The organism is Mesorhizobium sp. M0340 (assembly GCF_040321535.1).
GTDB lineage: Bacteria > Pseudomonadota > Alphaproteobacteria > Rhizobiales > Rhizobiaceae > Mesorhizobium.
Map to the genome: position 1 here is coordinate 71,002 of NZ_JAMYRR010000019.1, position 16,548 is coordinate 87,549.

A 16,548-nucleotide genomic window follows, 5' to 3' on the forward strand; every position below is an offset into this window, starting at 1 on the left:
TTCTCCCCATCGCTCGTGCCAGCTCGCATCACGCAACCCCACATCAGGCATCCCACGTCAGGCAACCTTTGCCTCGGCGGCGCGCGCCGGGACGAGAACATTCAACGCGCGCGGATGGATTTCGACGGTCGTCTCGCGATCGAGCTTTACCAGTTCACCGTCCATGACGGCCTGAACTTTCCTGTTCGTCGAATGGATTTTCAAAACGGCGCGGTTTGCCTGATGGATTTCGACATGTTCGTTGCCGCGCCATTTCCCACGGGCGACGTCAAAGAGGAACCTGATCAATTCGCCGCGCCGCCGTGCTACGGTGACATAGATGCCCAGCACGCCGCCTGCCGGATCATCGGCATAGGGCAGGTGTCCCTCGCCAAACAGATTGTTGGTGATGCCGATACCGGTGATCCGGGTTTTGATCTCGGCCTCGCCGATCGTCAGCGTTACGTTCATCGCCGGCGGGTTGTTGATCGTTGCCCAAGCGGCTCGCACCGAGGCACGCATCTTCCCCAGCCGCGAGCCGAATTCCATCTTCTGGCGCAGTTGCACCATCCTGGCATGCATGCCGATCGAGAATTGATGCACGAAAGGCCGGCCGTTGGCTGTTGCAATGTCAATCGCCATCACCTCGCCGTCGGCAAACGATTTCAGCGCCGCATCGAGGGTCTGCGGAATACCGAGGCCGCGCGCAAAAAGGTTCATTGTGCCAGCCGGCAGAATTGCCAGTGCCTTCTCCCCATTCATCAAACGGGCTGCCGCGGCCGAAATGGTGCCGTCGCCGCCGCCGGCCAGCACGACGTCGATGCCGCGCCTGGAAGCTACGCCGTCCAGTGTGGCGACGATATCCTTGCCGGCAACGATTTCAATATCGATCGAGTGGCCGGCAGTCTCAAGCGTGCTGCGCATCCGACTGGCGAAGGCCTCAAGATCGATGGTGCGCAGGGTGCCGCCGTCCTTGTTCAGCACCGCTGCAAACCGCATGGCCGTTCCATTTTTTCCAGCACCTATCCGGCCGGGACGGGGTCCCAGCCGGGAGTGGAACGGCGCGGCCGAGAAAATGTTCCTTTCGACCAGCGCGGTGAATCCGAGAACCATTGACATCGTACCGGGTGCACCACGGCTTTTTTCGGAACAACAGTGTGGTCACAACGTTGTGAACATGCAGAAGACGCTGCGCCCGCAGTGACGCCAGGCGGGCAGGGCGTGCACGAAATCACCGACGAGGAGACACTAAGATGATCCGCACCCTTTTAACCACGACAGCAGTCGCAACATTGATTGCGACGGGTGCCTTTGCGCAGTCGGCGACGACCCCGGCGCCGGCGCAACCACCCGCAGTAGAGAACCCCGCCCCAGCCGCTCCGGTGCAACGGGCCGAGGGCAGCCTTGCTACCAACATCATCGGCGAATCCGTCTATAACGGCACCGGGGCCGATGCCCAGAATATCGGCAACGTCAGCGACATCGTCTTCGACGAGCGCGGCGAGGTAAAATCCGTCGTCATCGGCGTCGGCGGATTCCTGGGCATCGGAACCAAGAATGTCGCCTTCGACTACGGCAAGATGCAATGGGCAGAAAAAAACGGCGACCGCTGGCTGATAGCTCAGACGACGAAGGATGAGTTGACGGCTCAGCCGGATTTCGACCGGAAGCCTTACGATCCGCCTCCGCCGCCAGCTTCGGCCGATAATGCGGCACCCGCCGCCCCTTCGGCTTCCACCAGCGCGCAAAATACAACGCCAGCGCCTGCCGCGCCGGCTGAGCCAGTGAAGCGCGCCGAAGGCAATCTCGCCACCAATATCATCGGCGAGACCGTCTATAACGGCACCGGCGACGACGCCCAAAATATCGGCGACGTAAACGACATCGTCATCAACAAGGAAGCCAAAGCGCAATCGCTGATCATCGGCGTCGGCGGCTTCCTCGGCATCGGCGAAAAGAACGTCGCCTATGATTTCGACAAGGCGCAGTGGGCCGAGAGGAACGGCGATCGCTGGCTGGTCGCGCAAACCACCAAGGAAGAGCTGCAGGCGCAGCCGGACTTCAACCGCAAGGCCTATGATCCGGCGCCGGCATCCACTGCTTCGAACGATGCCAATGCGCCTGCCACCGTCACGCCTACCGTGATGGCCAGCAACACCGCGTCGACCAACAACACTGCGACGACCAATAACGCCGACCAGGCCGGCAAGACGGCTCAAAACGCCCCAGCGCCCGCAACGGCCGACCAGACCAAGACCGGGTCGATCGACAAGTCGACGTTGACTGAAATGCCGATCGGCCAGATCCGGGCCGAGGATCTGGTTGGAACGACCGTTTACGGCGCCAACGATGTCAACGTCGGCGAGATCGGCGATATCGTGCTGGGCGCCGATAAAAAGGTCGATGCAGTCATTATCGATGTCGGCGGGTTCCTCGGTGTCGGCGAGAAGGAGGTGGCGGTCGGCATGGACAACCTGAAATTCATGACCGACAAGAACGGCAAGCGCTATCTCTACACGAACTTCACCAAGGAGCAGCTCGAAGCGCAGGCCCCCTATGACAAGGCCAGCTATGCGCAAAACCGCGACAAACAGCGCATGATCATGCGCTAGCAGCACACAGGTCGACAGAGAAGCCCGCGCCGGCAACGGCGCGGGGTTTGTTTATGTCGAGGGAAAGCCGGCGACATGGCCGGCAACGCCATTGTCCGTCAATTCGGCGAGCGCCAGAGATTGGTCGAGATGCTCGGCCCGCCAGGCAAGCAGCCTTTCGGCAAGTTCCAACCGCACCGGCAGATAGGCTGGGTCGTCAGCGACGTTGGTCAGCTCGCCGGCATCTTTTTCCAGGTCGAAGAGCAAGGGCGGCAGGCCGCCCCCGAAATTCACATATTTGAACTTTTGGGTGCGGATGACGGCGAGATTGCACTGACGCGGACCGATACTGAAATAGCGTTCTGCATCACCATCGGCGATCGAGCGGAAATCGAACTCCCAATGCGCCGCATCGCGCCAATCGTCCGGCTCCGTTGCGTCCAGGAAAGGCGCCAGCGAGCGGCCGTCGAGATGCGGCAGCACTTCGCCGCCGGTGAGCTCGAGCCCAGTGAGCTCGAGCAAGGTCGGTGCCAAATCGACTGCCTCGGTGAAGCGGTCGACACTGCTGCCGGCAGCCTTGCGGCGGCGCGGATCGCGAATGATCAGCGGAATATGGAAGCTGCCGTCGAAGAAGCCGCCCTTGCCCAGCATGAAATGATCGCCCATCATCTCGGCGTGGTCTGAGGTCAGCACGATGACGGTGTCGTCCCATGCATCGGCCGCCTTGACCGCTTGCCAGACACGGCCAAGCTGCGCGTCGACCTCCGAGATCATGCCGTAATAGAGCGCCCGGATGCGGCGAAAACTATCGTCGCTCCAGTCGCGCACCTTACCCTCCGAGCCGGGGCGGAATTTCGACCGTTCCTGCCGGTCTAATTCATAGGCGAGATAGGGGTGGCTTGCTGCTTCGGCCTGCCAGCTTTCGGCGCGGTCAAAAGCTGGGCCCACGGCCGGATCGTACATGGTGTTGTAAGGCGCCGGCACGATGAAGGGCGGATGGGGGCTGATGAAGGAAAGGTGCGCGAACCACGGCGCATCGTGCTCCTGCTCGCCGACCCAGCGGATGAATTCGCCAGCCAGGAAGGCCGACGGCGTCTCATCCTTCGAATAGGCTGGCGGGGCGTTGCTGATCTCGCCGTCGTTTTCCAGGATTTCGCCCGCCGGGCGGTGGATGTCGGGGGAGCCGGCGCCGGCATCGACGCCGCGCGCCTTGAGCCATGACAGCCAGGGCCTCTGGTGCTCGGGCAGAAGCTGGCGCACGGTAAAGCCCGGCAGCACGCCTTCATAACTCTTCAGCTGCGGGTCGCCAGGCGCCAGCGTGCGCGGGTCGCGCGCGGTGTCGGTATAACCGAACAGCGTCGGATCATAGCCGAGGGCGCGCGCCCAGAGCGCTATGTTGCCGTGGCGGGCGTCGAGCGGTGTGCCGTTGCGGCAGACACGATTGTTCATCTGGTAAAGGCCGGTGTAGAGGCAGGCGCGCGCCGGCGAGCAAGGTGCGGCGCCGCCATAGTGCTTCCGGAACAAAACGCCCTCGGCAGCCAGCGCGTCGGCATTCGGCGTCCTTACCACCTTGTGCCCAGCAGCTGACAGACAGCCGCCGCGCCATTGGTCGCAGGTGATCAGGAGAATGTTGGGGCGTTTTCCACTCAACCGCTGTATCCTCATGCTGGCTACATGCGTCGCTCATGGAGCGCAATTTCGGCGCGTATGCAAGCCGGTCCAGTTTGCCGAATGGTGAACAGAACCTGCTTCATCGTTCACTTTAACAGCACAGTCCATTCTGTGTTTGCCGCCTTTGCGGCCAGGAGGCGGATGCTCATATTCGCGTGGACAGCGGCAAGGGCCGCACCGACACAAGGAAAGGAGCAACAGACATGCTCGACCAGGTCAAGGGCCTGCATCACGTCACCTCGATGGCCAGCGATGCGCGCCAGAATAATGAATTCTTCACCGGGACGCTCGGCCTGCGGCGGGTCAAGAAAACCGTCAATTTCGACGCACCCGACGTCTACCACCTCTATTACGGCGACGAGGTCGGCACGCCCGGCTCGGTGATGACCTACTTCCCGTTCCCGAACATCGGCAAAGGCCGCCATGGAGTCGGCGAAGTCGGCACCACCGCTTATTCGGTGCCCGAGGGCACGCTCGGCTATTGGGAGAAACGGTTTGCCGAGCAAGGTGTCACCGGGCTGTCCCGCGAGGAGACGTTCGGCGAGAAGCGCCTTGCGTTCGCCGGTCCCGACGGCGACGGGTTTGCGCTGGTCGAGGACAGAGCGGACAGCCGTGCGCCATGGGCCAAGGGTGGCATCCCCACCGACGAGGCGATCCGCGGCTTCCACTCGGTGTCGCTCAGGCTGAAAGATGGCGGCGCCACCGAAGAGCTGCTGAAATTCATGGGTTATGAGGAGGTCGACAAATCCGGCAACGTCAGGCGGCTGGCGGTGAAGAACGGCAACGGCGCCGATGTGGTCGATATCGAATCGCTGCCAGGGGCCGGCTTCGCCAATCTCGGCGCCGGCTCTGTCCACCATGTCGCTTTCGCCGTCGAGAACCGCGCCAAGCAGCTCGAAGTGCGCAAGGCGCTGCTCGATACAGGTTATCAGGTGACGCCAGTGATCGACCGCGATTATTTCTGGGCGATCTACTTCCGCACACCGGGCGGCGTGCTGTTCGAAGTCGCCACCAACGAGCCGGGCTTCGACCGCGACGAGGATACCGCCCATCTCGGCGAGGCGCTGAAACTGCCGTCGCAACACCAGCATTTGCGGCCCTATCTCGAGCAGCATCTGCAGAAACTGGAAGACTGAGGGCAAGGTTATGAGCAAGGATTCGTATATTTACAAGGTGCTGCCCGGTTCGCCGGGCGGACCGTTGCTCTTCGTCTTCCATGGCACTGGCGGCGACGAGGATCAGCTTCTGTCGCTTGGGCGCGATCTTGCGCCGCAAGCAACGATCGTTGCCCCGCGGGGCGATGTCTCGGAACAAGGCGCCGCACGCTTTTTTCGTCGTACCGGCGAGGGCGTTTACGACATCGGCGACCTCACGCGAGCGACGGACAAGATGGCCGGCTTCGTCAAGGCGCATGTCGAGGCGGCAAAGCCATCTTCGGTGCTAGGCCTCGGTTATTCCAACGGCGCCAACATCCTGGCCTCGGTGCTGTTTGCCGAGCCGTCGCTGTTCGACGCAACGGTGCTGATGCATCCGCTGATCCCGTTCCAGCCGGAGGTCAGGGGCAGCCTTGGCGGCAGCCGCATCCTGGTCACCGCCGGCAGGCGAGACCCGATCTGTCCGCCTAATTTGACGGCGCGGCTCGAAGCCTATTTGCGCGCCGATGGCGCCGATGTCACAGTCGAGTGGCATGACGGCGGCCATGAGGTGCGGCCGGGCGAGATCGAGGCGGCGCGGCAGCTGTTCGCCGTGGCGTCGGATGAAAGGACCGCAAGCCATGTCTGACCTATTGCCGGAAATTGAACTGGAGGACCGCGGCTCGAAGGGCCGCTACTTCCTGCGTGGGCCGGACGGCGCCGAGGCGGAGATGACCTTCACCAAGATCGGCGAGCACCAGATCATCATCGACCATACAGAAGTGCCGGATGCATTTCGCGGCCAGGGCGCGGGACTTCGCCTGGTCACCCGTGCCGTCGAGGATGCGCGTGCGGCGGGCAAGACGATCATCCCGCTTTGCCCGTTCGCCAATGCTCAGTTCCGCCGCCATCCGGAATGGGCGGACGTGCTGAAGCGGTAAGAGACAGCCCCTCGATGAATGACAGAGAAAGGGTGCGCGGCTTTACCGCGTGCCCCTTCGACCATTGGCGGCTTACAAACACAAGGCAAACATGCGGGATTTGCGCAGAGCGCCCGTCTTGCCTAAGTATTGGCAACAACCGGCTCGCCTTCTGCGCCCGACCACTTCAACCGAATGGCCCCCCATGACCGAATCCGATCTCGTTCCCGTCTTCGACGGCCACAACGACACGCTGCTCAGGCTCTACCAGTCGAAGGATGCGGATGTCGAAAAGCTGTTCGTCGAGGGGACACCGGGTGGCCATATCGACCTGCCGCGCGCGAAGAAAGGCGGATTTGCCGGCGGCATGTTCGCGATCTTCCCGCCGCCTGCCGAGAAATCCAAACGCGGTACGGTGCCCCTGGCGCCGAGCGACAGCGAGCCCTTGCCGCCCGAGGTTCCGCGCGCCGATGCGCTCAACTCCACCGTAGCGATGGCCTCGATCCTGTTCAGGCTGGAGCGGGCTTCGGCGCTTACCGTCTGCCGCAGCGCCGGCGATGTGAGAAAGGCGATGGCGCAAGGCTCGATTGCGGCGGTGTTTCATATCGAAGGGGTCGAGGCGATCGACCCTGAGCTCACCCTGCTCGACGTTCTCCACGCAGCCGGCCTGCGCTCGCTAGGCATCGTCTGGAGCCGTCCCAATGCCTTCGGCCACGGCGTGCCGTTCCGCTTCCCCTCGTCGCCCGATACAGGGCCGGGGCTGACCGATGCCGGCAAGGCGCTGGTGAAAGCCTGCAACCAGCTGAAGATCATGATCGATCTTTCGCATCTCAACGAAAAAGGTTTCCGCGACGTCGTCGAGATCAGTGACGCACCGCTGGTCGCGACCCATTCAAACGTGCACGCGATCTGCGGCCATTCGCGCAACCTCACCGAATGGCAGCTCGGCGCGATCCGCGACTCCGGCGGCATGGTCGGGCTGAACTTCGCCACCGGGTTCCTGCGTGAGGACGGCAGGATGAACGCCGACACCAGCCTCGACATCATGGTGCGCCATGTCGATTCACTGCTGCAGGCGCTGGGCGAAGACGGCGTCGGCCTGGGCTCGGATTTCGACGGCGCCATGATCCCGGCCGTGATAGGCGACGTTGCCGGCCTGCCAAGATTGCTCGACGCTTTCGCGGCGCGCGGCTTCGGGCGCGCGCTGATCGAGAAGATCGCCTATCGCAACTGGCTCGGCATCTTGGAGAAGACCATCGGCTAAGCGGGTGATGCCGGCTTGTCCGGAACACAGTTTGGAGGCGGACTATTCGAAACCCATGCGTTTAAGCCAGTCCTGGCCGACGCCGCGGTCGCGGATGATCGGCAGCGGATCGGTCGAATCCAGCCTCGCACAAATGCGGTAGACCTCCAGCGTTTCAGCGCTCATCTCGCCGCGCTTGTAGAAGAACATGGCCGCGGCATAGCGGGTGCGGCCCGACCATTTTTCGCCGAGCGGCGTGTTGACCAGCTGCCACTGTTCGGCGGCTTCAGCGTCGATTTCGTGACTGTCGATGTCGTCGGCCATATTCAGAAATCCGCAGGCGGATTGGCAGTGCGGCGGCCGAGCTTGATGACCAGCCGCGGCACCAGTTTGGCACGCTTCAGCAGCTTTTGATATTGCAGCTCGCGCCTGGCGTAGATCTCGACCCAAGGTCCGCTGCAGGCGGACTCGGCGGCGCTGATCTGGTCCGCGTGCCGGGATCGTTGCCTTTCGCCGATGGCGCCTTCGACGTCGTTTTCTCCAAGGATGCAATCTCGACGAGAACATTCGAATATGGGCAGCCATGCAGAAGGTGCTTGACAGTGCCAAACACCGTCCCACTGATCTTCGCGGCCGAAGCCGGTCGGCTAGCCGGCGATGCTGGAGACCGTTACCCGATGAAGACAACAGAGGCGCGCGAAGCCCTCCTCGAACCGGCGCGAAAAAGCGATTCCGATAAGCGCGGCCGCAAAGCGTCGAAAGACACGAGGCAGGTTCAACTGATCGAAGCGACTATCGATTCATTGGCCAAGCGCGGCTATTCGGAAACGACTATGGCCGACGTCGCCGACGGCGCCGGCCTGTCGCGCGGCATCGTCAATTTCCATTTCGAGAGCAAGGAGAAGCTGCTCGTCGCCACTTTGCAGTACATGCATGACGAGTATTCGGCGCATTGGCGCAGCGCCTTGCAAAGGGCCGGCGATGATCCCGCCCGCCAGCTGCAGGCATTGGTGGCGGCCGATTTCGACCGCTCGATCTGCAACAAGCGGAAGCTGGCTGCCTGGTGTGCCTTCTGGGGCGAGGCCAAATCGCGACCGAAATATCAGGCGCTGAGCAGCGCACGCGATGCCGTCTACCAGAACATCTTCATCGATCTTTGCGCGGCGCTCAAGCAGAGCGGCTTCTATGCCTATGAGCCGCAAGTCATGGCGCTGGCGCTCAGCGCCATGCTGGATGGTCTGTGGCTGCATTTGATGATGGGCACCGAGGACGCCACACGCGAGACGGCGCTGCAGGCCGCGAATGAGTTCCTGTCTGCGGCATTCCCCAAGCACTATCCGAACTTCGCAGCCCGCGGTGCCAGGCCGGCGTGAACCATCAAAAAGAGGGTGGACCAGCAATGAAGACAATGATCCGGCCCCTGACATTCGAGAAGATCAAGGCCGGCTAATGAAGTTCAAGATCGAACGAGCCGATGTGGCGATCGTCGGCGCCGGCTTCACCGGCCTGTCGGCCGCGCGTGAATTGGACCACGCCGGCATCGATGTCGTGCTGCTCGAAGCCCGCGACCGTGTCGGCGGCCGCGTCGAAGCTGTGCAGAACGGGCTCGGCGAGCGGATCGACGGCGGCGGCCAGTTCTTGTGCGAAGACATGCCGGAATTAATGGCGCTGGTACGAGCGCGCGGCAAGACATTGGTCGAGACCCATGTCGCAGGCGAATTCGTCACGCAGCCGCGAATGGGCGAGGCGCAAGCCGGGCGCACTTACGGCACCGCGATGCGAATGCGCGAGCGGATGAACGCGATCGCACCGAACGACCCGACCATTGCCGGCTTGACGGTCGCGGCATGGCTCGATCGCCAGGCCGATCCCGACGATGCGAAGGCCGCCTTTCGGTCGATGATCGAGGGCCTGTGGTGCCTGGCAATGGAAAGGCTGCCGCTGTGGTACTTGATCGACAATGATCGCCGCATCACCAACGAGGTGTCGGAGCTGCAGTATTTCGTGGGCGAAACCATGCATTCGCTGGCGGATGATCTTGCGCGGGATCTCGGCGATCGACTGCGGCTGAGTACAGCTGTCGAGGCCATTGAGCACGGCCCGGGAGGGGTTCGCGTCGTTTCGCCTGCCGGCGCGATCGAGGCACGAGCGGTACTGGTCGCCGTACCGCCGATGATGGCCTCGAGAGTGGATTTCGTGCCGCCGCTGCCGGCTGTGCTGAAGAGGGCCCTCAGCGTCTGGCAAAGCGGCGCGGTGATCAAGATGCTGGTGCGCTACCCCAAGGCTTTCTGGCGCGACAGGGGCTTGAGCGGCATGGTGATGTGGCGCGACCCGCACGGGCTTTTTGCCTGCGATGCCAGCAGGGACGAGGATCATGCAGCACTTGTCGTCTTCATCGGCGGGCCGCTGGCGCAGCGCTGGCGGGATATGGACGACGCGGCGTTACGCGCAAAGGTGACGTCAAAGCTGGAAGAGGCGCTCGGTATCGAGGCGGCCGGCATTATCGATCTCAGTTATCGCGACTGGACCGGGGATCGCTGGAGCGGCGGCGGTTACAGCGATCTGATCGTCGATGCGACGGCAACGGATGCCGAACGCATTATCCGTGCGGGCGCTCCGCTGGTCCATTTTGCCTCGTCGGAGCTGTCGCCGTCATTTCCGGGCTATGTCGAGGGCGCCATCGTCGCCGGCCGCATTGCTGCCCGAAAAATTATTCAGTCGGCCATCGACAGCAGAGCCTCGGGGCCATAAGCGAGGCAGATCAAGCTGCGGAGCGGGATCGACACGCATTGCCGCGAGCTCGGCCTGCTGGTCAGGCCGCTGATCAATATGTGCGTCATGTCCCGGCGCTGATCATCACGCGCGAGCAGATCGACGACATGGTGTCGATCCTGCGCCAAGGTATTTCGCGCACGATGGACGATCTGCGCCGGGAAGGGGTGTGGCGGGGATAAGCGTTTATGACTGGCGATCTCGCCGGTCGTTTGGGCCATATCGGGTTTCCAGGAGGCGAACTGCCGTCCTGAACTATGCGTGCTGTGCCCGCGTTCTGGCGGCCTTCTGCGCCGCCGCCTTCCTTCCGCTGGCGCCTTTCGTCTCGGCGGCCTTCTTCGCGGCGGCCGAGCGCTCCTCAGCCGTCCGGCGCGAGGCCGCACGCTTGGCCTGCTGCGAGAGCGCCTCGTGCGACGCCGTGCTCTTCGGCTCGTGCTCGAGCACCTTGGAGACGGCCTTCGAGACCCGCGGGCGGCGTTTCGGCGTGCGTTCGCCCTGGCCGGCCTCATAGGCGTATTCGGCGCTCTTGCGCGTGCTCTCCTTCACCTTGCCCTTTTTGGGCGGGGGCAGGTCTACGCCTGCGCGCCTGGCCTCGGAAAGCCCGATGGCGATAGCCTGCTGGGTCGACCGCGCGCCGTGCTCGCCGCGGCGGATTTTATCGATCTCCTCGTGCACGAACTCGCCGGCCTGGGTGCTCGGCGATTTGCCCTCGCGCTTGTCCTTTCGGGCCTTCTCGATGGTTTTCTTGTCCGGCATTGTCTTTCTCCCACATACGGGTTGCGACAGCCTTTCGGGTTGCCGCTGCGCGCGGTCTTATGAGGATCATAACGCGTTGAGGACGCAAATGATCCCGGGACTGGTGATCCAAGCCCCGGCTGTCAGGAGGTCGACGCCGATCTGTCCGAAACCAGATGGCGCAAGAACCATTGGGTAGCGAGATCCGCGACTTCGTCCAGGGCGCCGGGCTCCTCGAACAGATGTGTCGCGCCAGGGACGATGGCGAGCTCCTTCTCGCCGCGGAGCGCCACCAAAGCCGAGCGGTTGAGTGCGATCACTTGCGTGTCCGCGCCTCCGACGACGAGCAAGGTCGGCGCCCGGACGCGCGGCAGGGCGAGCGCTGCGAGATCGGGCCGGCCACCACGCGAAACCACCGCCGCGGCCTGGTCGGGCCGCTCGGCCGCCGCCACCAGGGCGGCACCGGCGCCCGTGCTCGCGCCGAAATAGCCAAGACGCAACCCCGACGTGTCCGGGGAGGCGGCGAGCCAATCCGTGACGCCGACCAGCCGATCGGCGAGCAGTCCGATATTGAAGCGCAACTCGGCCGTGACCTGGTCGATCCGCTCCTCTTCGGCCGTCAACAGGTCGACGAGGAAGGTGGCGAGGTTCGCCTCGTTCAGCCTTGCGGCCACGTAGCGGTTGCGCGGGCTGTGGCGGCTGCTTCCGCTGCCATGGGCGAAGAGCACGAGGCCGCGAGCATCCGGGGGCAACGAAAGATTGCCCTCAAGCGTGACAGGCCCCGCGGGAACATGAACGACGTGCTCGCTATGCCGGTCCATATCCACCTCCGCTATGGCGATCTGGTGCCGCGCGCCGGACCCGCGCCCGCGTGCCCAGCCAACTCCTCTTCGGAAGCGGCAGTCTTGTCGGAAGCTGCAGGCTTGGGCACGGACCTGGCGAGGAGCGCGCGGACCTCTTCATCGCTCGTCTGCGAGAAATCCACGTACCAGCGCCCGACACCGAGCAACGGCTCTGGTGTCGTCGCGCAAACGACCTCGTCGGCGTCCGCCCGCATCGCGTCGCAAGTGTCGGGGCTACCGACGGGAACGGCCGCGACAATACGGGCGGCGTGGTTTTTTCGCAGCGCCTTGATTCCGGCCCGCATGGTCGATCCGGTCGCAAGCCCGTCATCCACGAGGATAATGGTCCGTCCATTCAACTGCGGTGGGGGTCGCCCGGCCCTATAGAGGTGCTCGCGGCGCAGAAGCTCTTTTTCCTCCTTTGCTGCGACCGCGTCGATGACATATGGCGGGATCGCGAGACCGCTGACGATTTCGTCGTTCAGGACACGTACGCCGGAGGGCGCGATCGCCCCCATGGCCAGTTCCTCGTGGCCGGGGACGCCGAGCTTGCGCACGACGAAGACGTCGAGTGGTGCCTTGAGTGCCTGCGCGACCTCGTAGCCGACCGGCACGCCGCCTCGGGGCAGCGCCAATACGATTACGTCGTCGCGGCCGGCAAAGCGAACGAGCTCCCCGGCGAGCCGCCGCCCGGCCTCGCGGCGATCTGAAAAGAGGACAGCCATGACCTTCAATCCGCGTGCATCTGTTTTCCCGGTGGATGTTCTTTCACCAACCTGCGGCCACATCCCGTGGGATGGCTGCGGCACCGGTATCATTTTGGAACTCGCTCGCTGCCGGGACGTTCCAAGAATAGTTTCGATCGCGAGGTGCCGGGAGGCGCGTTCGCGCGCGGATCGAGAAGATCGTGATCCGTACATGCCTCGTCAGGATAGCTGGCGATCTCGCGATGCGCAGCAGCAGGCGCGGTTGGCGGCTTGTTGCCTCAGCAGTCAGAGAGAGGAATATCCCATGCAAGTTCAGGAGATCATGAGCCGTCGGACCGAACTGGTCGGCCCGAACACGACAATTAGGGATGCCGCCCGGAAAATGCGGGCCGACAATCTCGGCGCCCTTCCGGTCGGCGAGAATGACAGGCTGGTCGGCATGGTGACAGACCGCGACATCGTGATGCGCGGCGTCGCCGAGGAGCGCTCAGCCGGCAACACGACCGTCCGCGAGGTCATGTCCGAGCATGTCTATTGGTGCTTCGACGACGCCGATATCACCGATGCGGCGAAGATCATGGCCAAGCATCAGGTGCGTCGTCTTCCGGTGATCAACCACGACAAGCGCCTCGTCGGCGTCATCGCCCTGGCCGACCTCGGGCGGACCGATGAGGAAGCCGCCAAAATCGCTCTCGAAGGCGTTTCCGAGGCGACGGACAATCCCCGGCGCTAGGGCGCTTGCCCGCAGGTTGTACCGCGCTCGCCGTTTAGCTGAGCACCGCCTGCTCAGGCAGCCTTCAGCTTGGCAACTATCGCGCTTTCACTTCAATGCGGCGTGTCTTGTCCTTTGCTGCGGGGTTCTTCGGAAGCTCGACAGCCAAAACGCCGTTCTTGAAAGTGGCCTGCACCTTGTCGGCATCGACCTCCGCATCCAGGGAGATGGTCCGCTGAAACCGGCCATAACTGCGTTCGCTATAGGTGCGGCCGCCAACGCCTTCCTTGTGCTCCGAACGCTTCTCGCCCGTGATGGAGAGGGTGTTGTCGCGCAGCTTGAGCTCAACGTCCTTCTGCTCGAGCCCCGGCAATTCGGCGGTGACCTTATAGGCTTGGTCTGTTTCATATACGTCGACGCTCGGCCAAAGATCGCCGGCCGTAGTCGCTTCGGCCATTGGCGCAAAGAAGTCGTCGAACAGGCGATCGATCTGCCGGTGGAATGACGTAAGCGGATCTCGTCCGGATGGATAAAGACTTCGGGATGGCGGCCAGGACGCCAAGTCACGGTTTGCCATGGTTCTTCTCCTGTTTTTCCTATTTGCATCGCTCGCCGCCATGTGATCGGCGACAGCAAATAAAACTCGTCCGCCCATGAGGATGTTCCGCACGCCGGCCGGGAAAGGCGGTCCGAAAAACCGCGGAATGCGCATCGGGGAACAACCGGCAGGTAGGACTGTTTGGTCACATCCGCCGTAATCGGATTTGAGCGGAAGGAGGATTCGATGAACGCCACCGGACTCGACGTATTCGACAAGACACTACAGACCACGAACATCTGGCTCGACGAGATCATGGACGAGATCGGACCGGATCGGCAGGTCGCCTGGCACGTTCTCGGAGCGGTGCTGCACGCCCTGCGCGACCGTATGCAGCCGGATCTTGCAGCCCACCTCGGCTCGCAGCTGCCGATTCTGGTGCGGGGCGCCTTCTATGACCAATATCAGCCTTCCAAGGCTCCCGAGAAGGTGGGGTCGCTCGACGAATTTCTGGCCAAGATCAAGGCGGAGCTTGAATTCACCCGTCCGGTCGATTCCAAGGATGCATTCAGGGCCGTGTCCAAGGTGCTTGCCCATCATGTCGGAGAAGGACAGATGCACAAGGTCTGGGAATCCCTGCCAGGAGAGATCAGTCGCGTCGCCGAAGCTCAGCAAGCGGCGTGAACGGCGCCGGCGCGGGTTTCTTGGTCGCAATCTTCTTGGGGAAACAGCAATGCCACTCACCCTTATCAGCCCGGCGTTCCCGGCAGGCGGAAAAATTCCCGAAAGGTATACGCGTGACGGCCAGAACGTCTCGCCGCCACTGAAGTGGTCCGGTGTTCCGGATGGTGCCAAGAGCCTTGTTCTTGTCGTGTTGGATCCCGATGCGCCAAGCGGGACTTTCGGGCATTGGGCGGTATTCAACATCCCGCCCGATGCCGGCGAACTCGCCGAGGCAGCAGACGGCAAGCCCGGTCCGTCGGCACTCAGGCAAGGCACCAACGATTTCGGCAATGCCTATTACGATGGCCCGCAGCCGCCCGTAGGGCATGGCGTCCATCATTACCATTTCCGGCTGGCCGCGCTTGATGTGCCGAGCCTCAGCGTACCGGGACAGGCGGGCGTGCATCAGGTCTGGAAGCAAGCCCAGAAACACGCATTGGAGGAGACGGAGTTGGTCGGAACCTACGAACGGCCGGCGTGACGCGGAGGGCGTCGGTCGCCGCCTTCACAGCGTAATCTGGGCAAGCGGTTTTCGGGCAGGGCCGTGGATGACCGAACCATCGGCCGCGAAGATCGAGCCGTGGCAGGGACAATCCCAGGTGTGGTCCGCATTGTTCCAGGTTACGGTGCAGCCCTTGTGGGTGCAAGTCGCCGAAACCGCCTGGAGTGCACCTTCGGTGTCTCTCCACGCCGCAATCTTTTCGTCTCCCCTGACGATCACGCCCCCCATACCAGGCGCAATGTCGTGGGTGCTCGAGACAATCGATTGACTGCGGCCGTTCTTGTGGAAGTCCTCAGGATAGGGCCGGGCCGGATCGTAGAGTTTTTGCCATGGGCTCGGGCGGCCGCAGATCAGGTCGGCGATCATCGCGCCCACGGCCGTCCCGTTGGTGATGCCCCAGGCGTTGAAGCCAGTGGCAATGTGGAAGCCGGCTGCTTTGGCGGGATCCGGCTCGCCGGCATATGGAATCCTGTCGGCCGTATCATAATCCTCATTGCACCAGCGCCACGCGACGTCGCCGACCGAAAGGTTCTTTCTTGCCCATTTTTCCAGTTCGACAAACCGCTTGGCCACGTCGCCGTCCCAGCCGGTGTTGAACTTGGGGCCGAGCGTGACCAGCAGCGGCCCTTCGGCATCGTGGCCCGTGCGGATGGAATGCGTCGGATCGTCGATGCCGATGAACATGCCGTCGACAGTAAAGGGATCGTCGATCCGAAAGGCCATGGCGGTGTGGCAGCGCGGTTGCGTCCGGTTCGCCATGCCGATGGGGCTCTTCACCGTCATGTTGGTGGCGACGACGACATGCCCGGCATCAACGGCGCCGCCATCGGTGACAATGCGCCAGCGGCTTGCCTCGTCGATCGAGGTGGCGCGGCTGTTTTCGAAGATCCGACCACCATGGGCCGTCACCGCTTCCGCCAGGCCAACCAGATACATCGCCGGATTGAACTGCGCCTGGTCAGAAAACCGTAGCGCGGCGGCCGTTTCGAAAGGCAGCGGCGCGTGGTCGAGGATCTCGGCCTCCAGCCCGACCTGGCGCGCGGCCTCGGCCTCGGCCGCGACCTCCGCGCGCCGGCTTTCATCGCAGGTGTAGGTGTAGGCGTCCTTGCTCTCGAGATCGCAGGCGATGGCGTACTCGCGAACCCAATCGCGGATCTGTCGGGAGCCGGCGGAATTCGCATCGGCGTAGACTTGGGCCAACTCCCGGCCGACAGTGTCGATGAGATGACGATAGATCAGTGCATGCTGCGTGGTGATCTTGGCCGTCGAGCGGCCGGTCACCTGGCCGCCCGTGCGCAGGCCTTCAACGACGACCACCGACCGGCCTGCCTCGCAAAGGCGAAGCGCCGTCGTCAGCCCGACAATTCCAGCACCCACGACAACGGCGTCCGCACGGATCGAACCTTCGAGCTGGGGGTAGTTCGTGGATCTGGCTGCCGCTACCCAACAGCTTCCCGGTTTTCCCAAGAGAATGGCCATT

The 16,548-nt window shown here is 63.2% G+C and carries 18 protein-coding genes and 1 pseudogene; 11 read left to right on the plus strand and 8 right to left on the minus strand.

Features of this window, described 5'->3' with window-relative positions; genetic code table 11:
* Positions 1–57: 57 nt before the first annotated feature.
* A complete protein-coding gene (locus NKI79_RS24320; RefSeq protein WP_352805119.1) occupies positions 58–978 on the minus strand; it encodes a diacylglycerol/lipid kinase family protein in 921 nt (306 codons plus the stop codon).
* Positions 979–1,232: 254 nt separating this feature from the next.
* On the opposite strand from NKI79_RS24320, the gene NKI79_RS24325 reads away from it, so the two are divergent.
* Positions 1,233–2,591: a PRC-barrel domain-containing protein gene (locus NKI79_RS24325; RefSeq protein WP_352476211.1), complete on the plus strand. Its 1,359-nt coding sequence runs from the start codon at positions 1,233–1,235 to the stop codon at positions 2,589–2,591.
* 51 nt (positions 2,592–2,642) lie between these two features.
* On the opposite strand, the gene NKI79_RS24330 is transcribed toward NKI79_RS24325, so the two are convergent.
* Positions 2,643–4,235 (minus strand): alkaline phosphatase family protein, encoded by a 1,593-nt coding sequence (locus NKI79_RS24330; protein WP_352649262.1) that lies wholly within the window; start codon positions 4,233–4,235, stop codon positions 2,643–2,645.
* Between the two features lie 209 nt (positions 4,236–4,444).
* On the opposite strand from NKI79_RS24330, the gene NKI79_RS24335 reads away from it, so the two are divergent.
* From NKI79_RS24335 to NKI79_RS24350, 4 genes are all read left to right on the plus strand, one after another.
* On the plus strand, positions 4,445–5,377 hold the full coding sequence (locus tag NKI79_RS24335; RefSeq protein WP_352476214.1) for a VOC family protein: 933 nt from the start codon (positions 4,445–4,447) through the stop codon (positions 5,375–5,377).
* Between the two features lie 10 nt (positions 5,378–5,387).
* Positions 5,388–6,023, plus strand: coding sequence for an alpha/beta hydrolase (locus tag NKI79_RS24340; RefSeq protein WP_352805123.1), 636 nt, complete (start codon positions 5,388–5,390; stop codon positions 6,021–6,023).
* Complete coding sequence (locus tag NKI79_RS24345; RefSeq protein ID WP_352687334.1) at positions 6,016–6,315, plus strand: GNAT family N-acetyltransferase; 300 nt, start codon at positions 6,016–6,018, stop codon at positions 6,313–6,315. Before NKI79_RS24340 ends, NKI79_RS24345 begins: the two co-directional genes overlap by 8 nt.
* A gap of 184 nt (positions 6,316–6,499) precedes the next feature.
* Positions 6,500–7,558, plus strand: a complete 1,059-nt coding sequence (locus tag NKI79_RS24350; protein WP_352805126.1) for a dipeptidase — start codon at positions 6,500–6,502, stop codon at positions 7,556–7,558.
* A gap of 42 nt (positions 7,559–7,600) precedes the next feature.
* Here the strand turns inward: NKI79_RS24350 and NKI79_RS24355 are convergent, their stop codons facing one another.
* Positions 7,601–7,861 (minus strand): hypothetical protein, encoded by a 261-nt coding sequence (locus tag NKI79_RS24355; RefSeq protein WP_352801843.1) that lies wholly within the window; start codon positions 7,859–7,861, stop codon positions 7,601–7,603.
* 353 nt (positions 7,862–8,214) lie between these two features.
* Here NKI79_RS24355 and betI point away from each other — a divergent pair, with 353 nt between their 5' ends.
* The 3 genes and pseudogenes from betI to NKI79_RS24370 all read left to right on the plus strand — a co-directional run.
* The gene (gene betI, locus NKI79_RS24360; protein ID WP_352805177.1) at positions 8,215–8,910 is read left to right on the plus strand and encodes a transcriptional regulator BetI; all 696 of its coding nucleotides are present in this window, start codon (positions 8,215–8,217) and stop codon (positions 8,908–8,910) included.
* Positions 8,911–8,986: 76 nt separating this feature from the next.
* Complete coding sequence (locus NKI79_RS24365; protein ID WP_352805129.1) at positions 8,987–10,288, plus strand: flavin monoamine oxidase family protein; 1,302 nt, start codon at positions 8,987–8,989, stop codon at positions 10,286–10,288.
* A gap of 27 nt (positions 10,289–10,315) precedes the next feature.
* A pseudogene (locus tag NKI79_RS24370) lies at positions 10,316–10,491 on the plus strand (aspartate aminotransferase family protein); the annotation flags it as partial.
* A gap of 73 nt (positions 10,492–10,564) precedes the next feature.
* Here NKI79_RS24370 and NKI79_RS24375 read toward each other — a convergent pair.
* The 3 genes from NKI79_RS24375 to NKI79_RS24385 all read right to left on the minus strand — a co-directional run bounded on the left by NKI79_RS24375 (position 10,565) and on the right by NKI79_RS24385 (position 12,611).
* Positions 10,565–11,065 carry a DUF6496 domain-containing protein gene (locus NKI79_RS24375; RefSeq protein WP_352476220.1) on the minus strand — a complete coding sequence of 167 codons (501 nt, stop codon included), beginning with the start codon at positions 11,063–11,065 and terminating at the stop codon, positions 10,565–10,567.
* 122 nt (positions 11,066–11,187) lie between these two features.
* Positions 11,188–11,865, minus strand: a complete 678-nt coding sequence (locus NKI79_RS24380) for a dienelactone hydrolase family protein (RefSeq protein ID WP_352476221.1) — start codon at positions 11,863–11,865, stop codon at positions 11,188–11,190.
* 11 nt (positions 11,866–11,876) lie between these two features.
* Positions 11,877–12,611, minus strand: coding sequence for a phosphoribosyltransferase (locus NKI79_RS24385; RefSeq protein WP_352805134.1), 735 nt, complete (start codon positions 12,609–12,611; stop codon positions 11,877–11,879).
* A 286-nt stretch (positions 12,612–12,897) separates the two neighbouring features.
* On the opposite strand from NKI79_RS24385, the gene NKI79_RS24390 reads away from it, so the two are divergent.
* Positions 12,898–13,326 carry a CBS domain-containing protein gene (locus NKI79_RS24390; RefSeq protein ID WP_502895512.1) on the plus strand — a complete coding sequence of 143 codons (429 nt, stop codon included), beginning with the start codon at positions 12,898–12,900 and terminating at the stop codon, positions 13,324–13,326.
* A gap of 76 nt (positions 13,327–13,402) precedes the next feature.
* On the opposite strand, the gene NKI79_RS24395 is transcribed toward NKI79_RS24390, so the two are convergent.
* Positions 13,403–14,017 (minus strand): Hsp20/alpha crystallin family protein, encoded by a 615-nt coding sequence (locus tag NKI79_RS24395; RefSeq protein ID WP_352805136.1) that lies wholly within the window; start codon positions 14,015–14,017, stop codon positions 13,403–13,405.
* 72 nt (positions 14,018–14,089) lie between these two features.
* On the opposite strand from NKI79_RS24395, the gene NKI79_RS24400 reads away from it, so the two are divergent.
* Positions 14,090–14,527, plus strand: a complete 438-nt coding sequence (locus NKI79_RS24400) for a DUF2267 domain-containing protein (RefSeq protein ID WP_352805139.1) — start codon at positions 14,090–14,092, stop codon at positions 14,525–14,527.
* A gap of 49 nt (positions 14,528–14,576) precedes the next feature.
* Positions 14,577–15,047: a YbhB/YbcL family Raf kinase inhibitor-like protein gene (locus NKI79_RS24405; RefSeq protein WP_352505044.1), complete on the plus strand. Its 471-nt coding sequence runs from the start codon at positions 14,577–14,579 to the stop codon at positions 15,045–15,047.
* A gap of 24 nt (positions 15,048–15,071) precedes the next feature.
* Here the strand turns inward: NKI79_RS24405 and NKI79_RS24410 are convergent, their stop codons facing one another.
* Positions 15,072–16,547, minus strand: coding sequence for an FAD-dependent oxidoreductase (locus NKI79_RS24410; RefSeq protein WP_352805141.1), 1,476 nt, complete (start codon positions 16,545–16,547; stop codon positions 15,072–15,074).
* Position 16,548 lies beyond the last annotated feature (1 nt).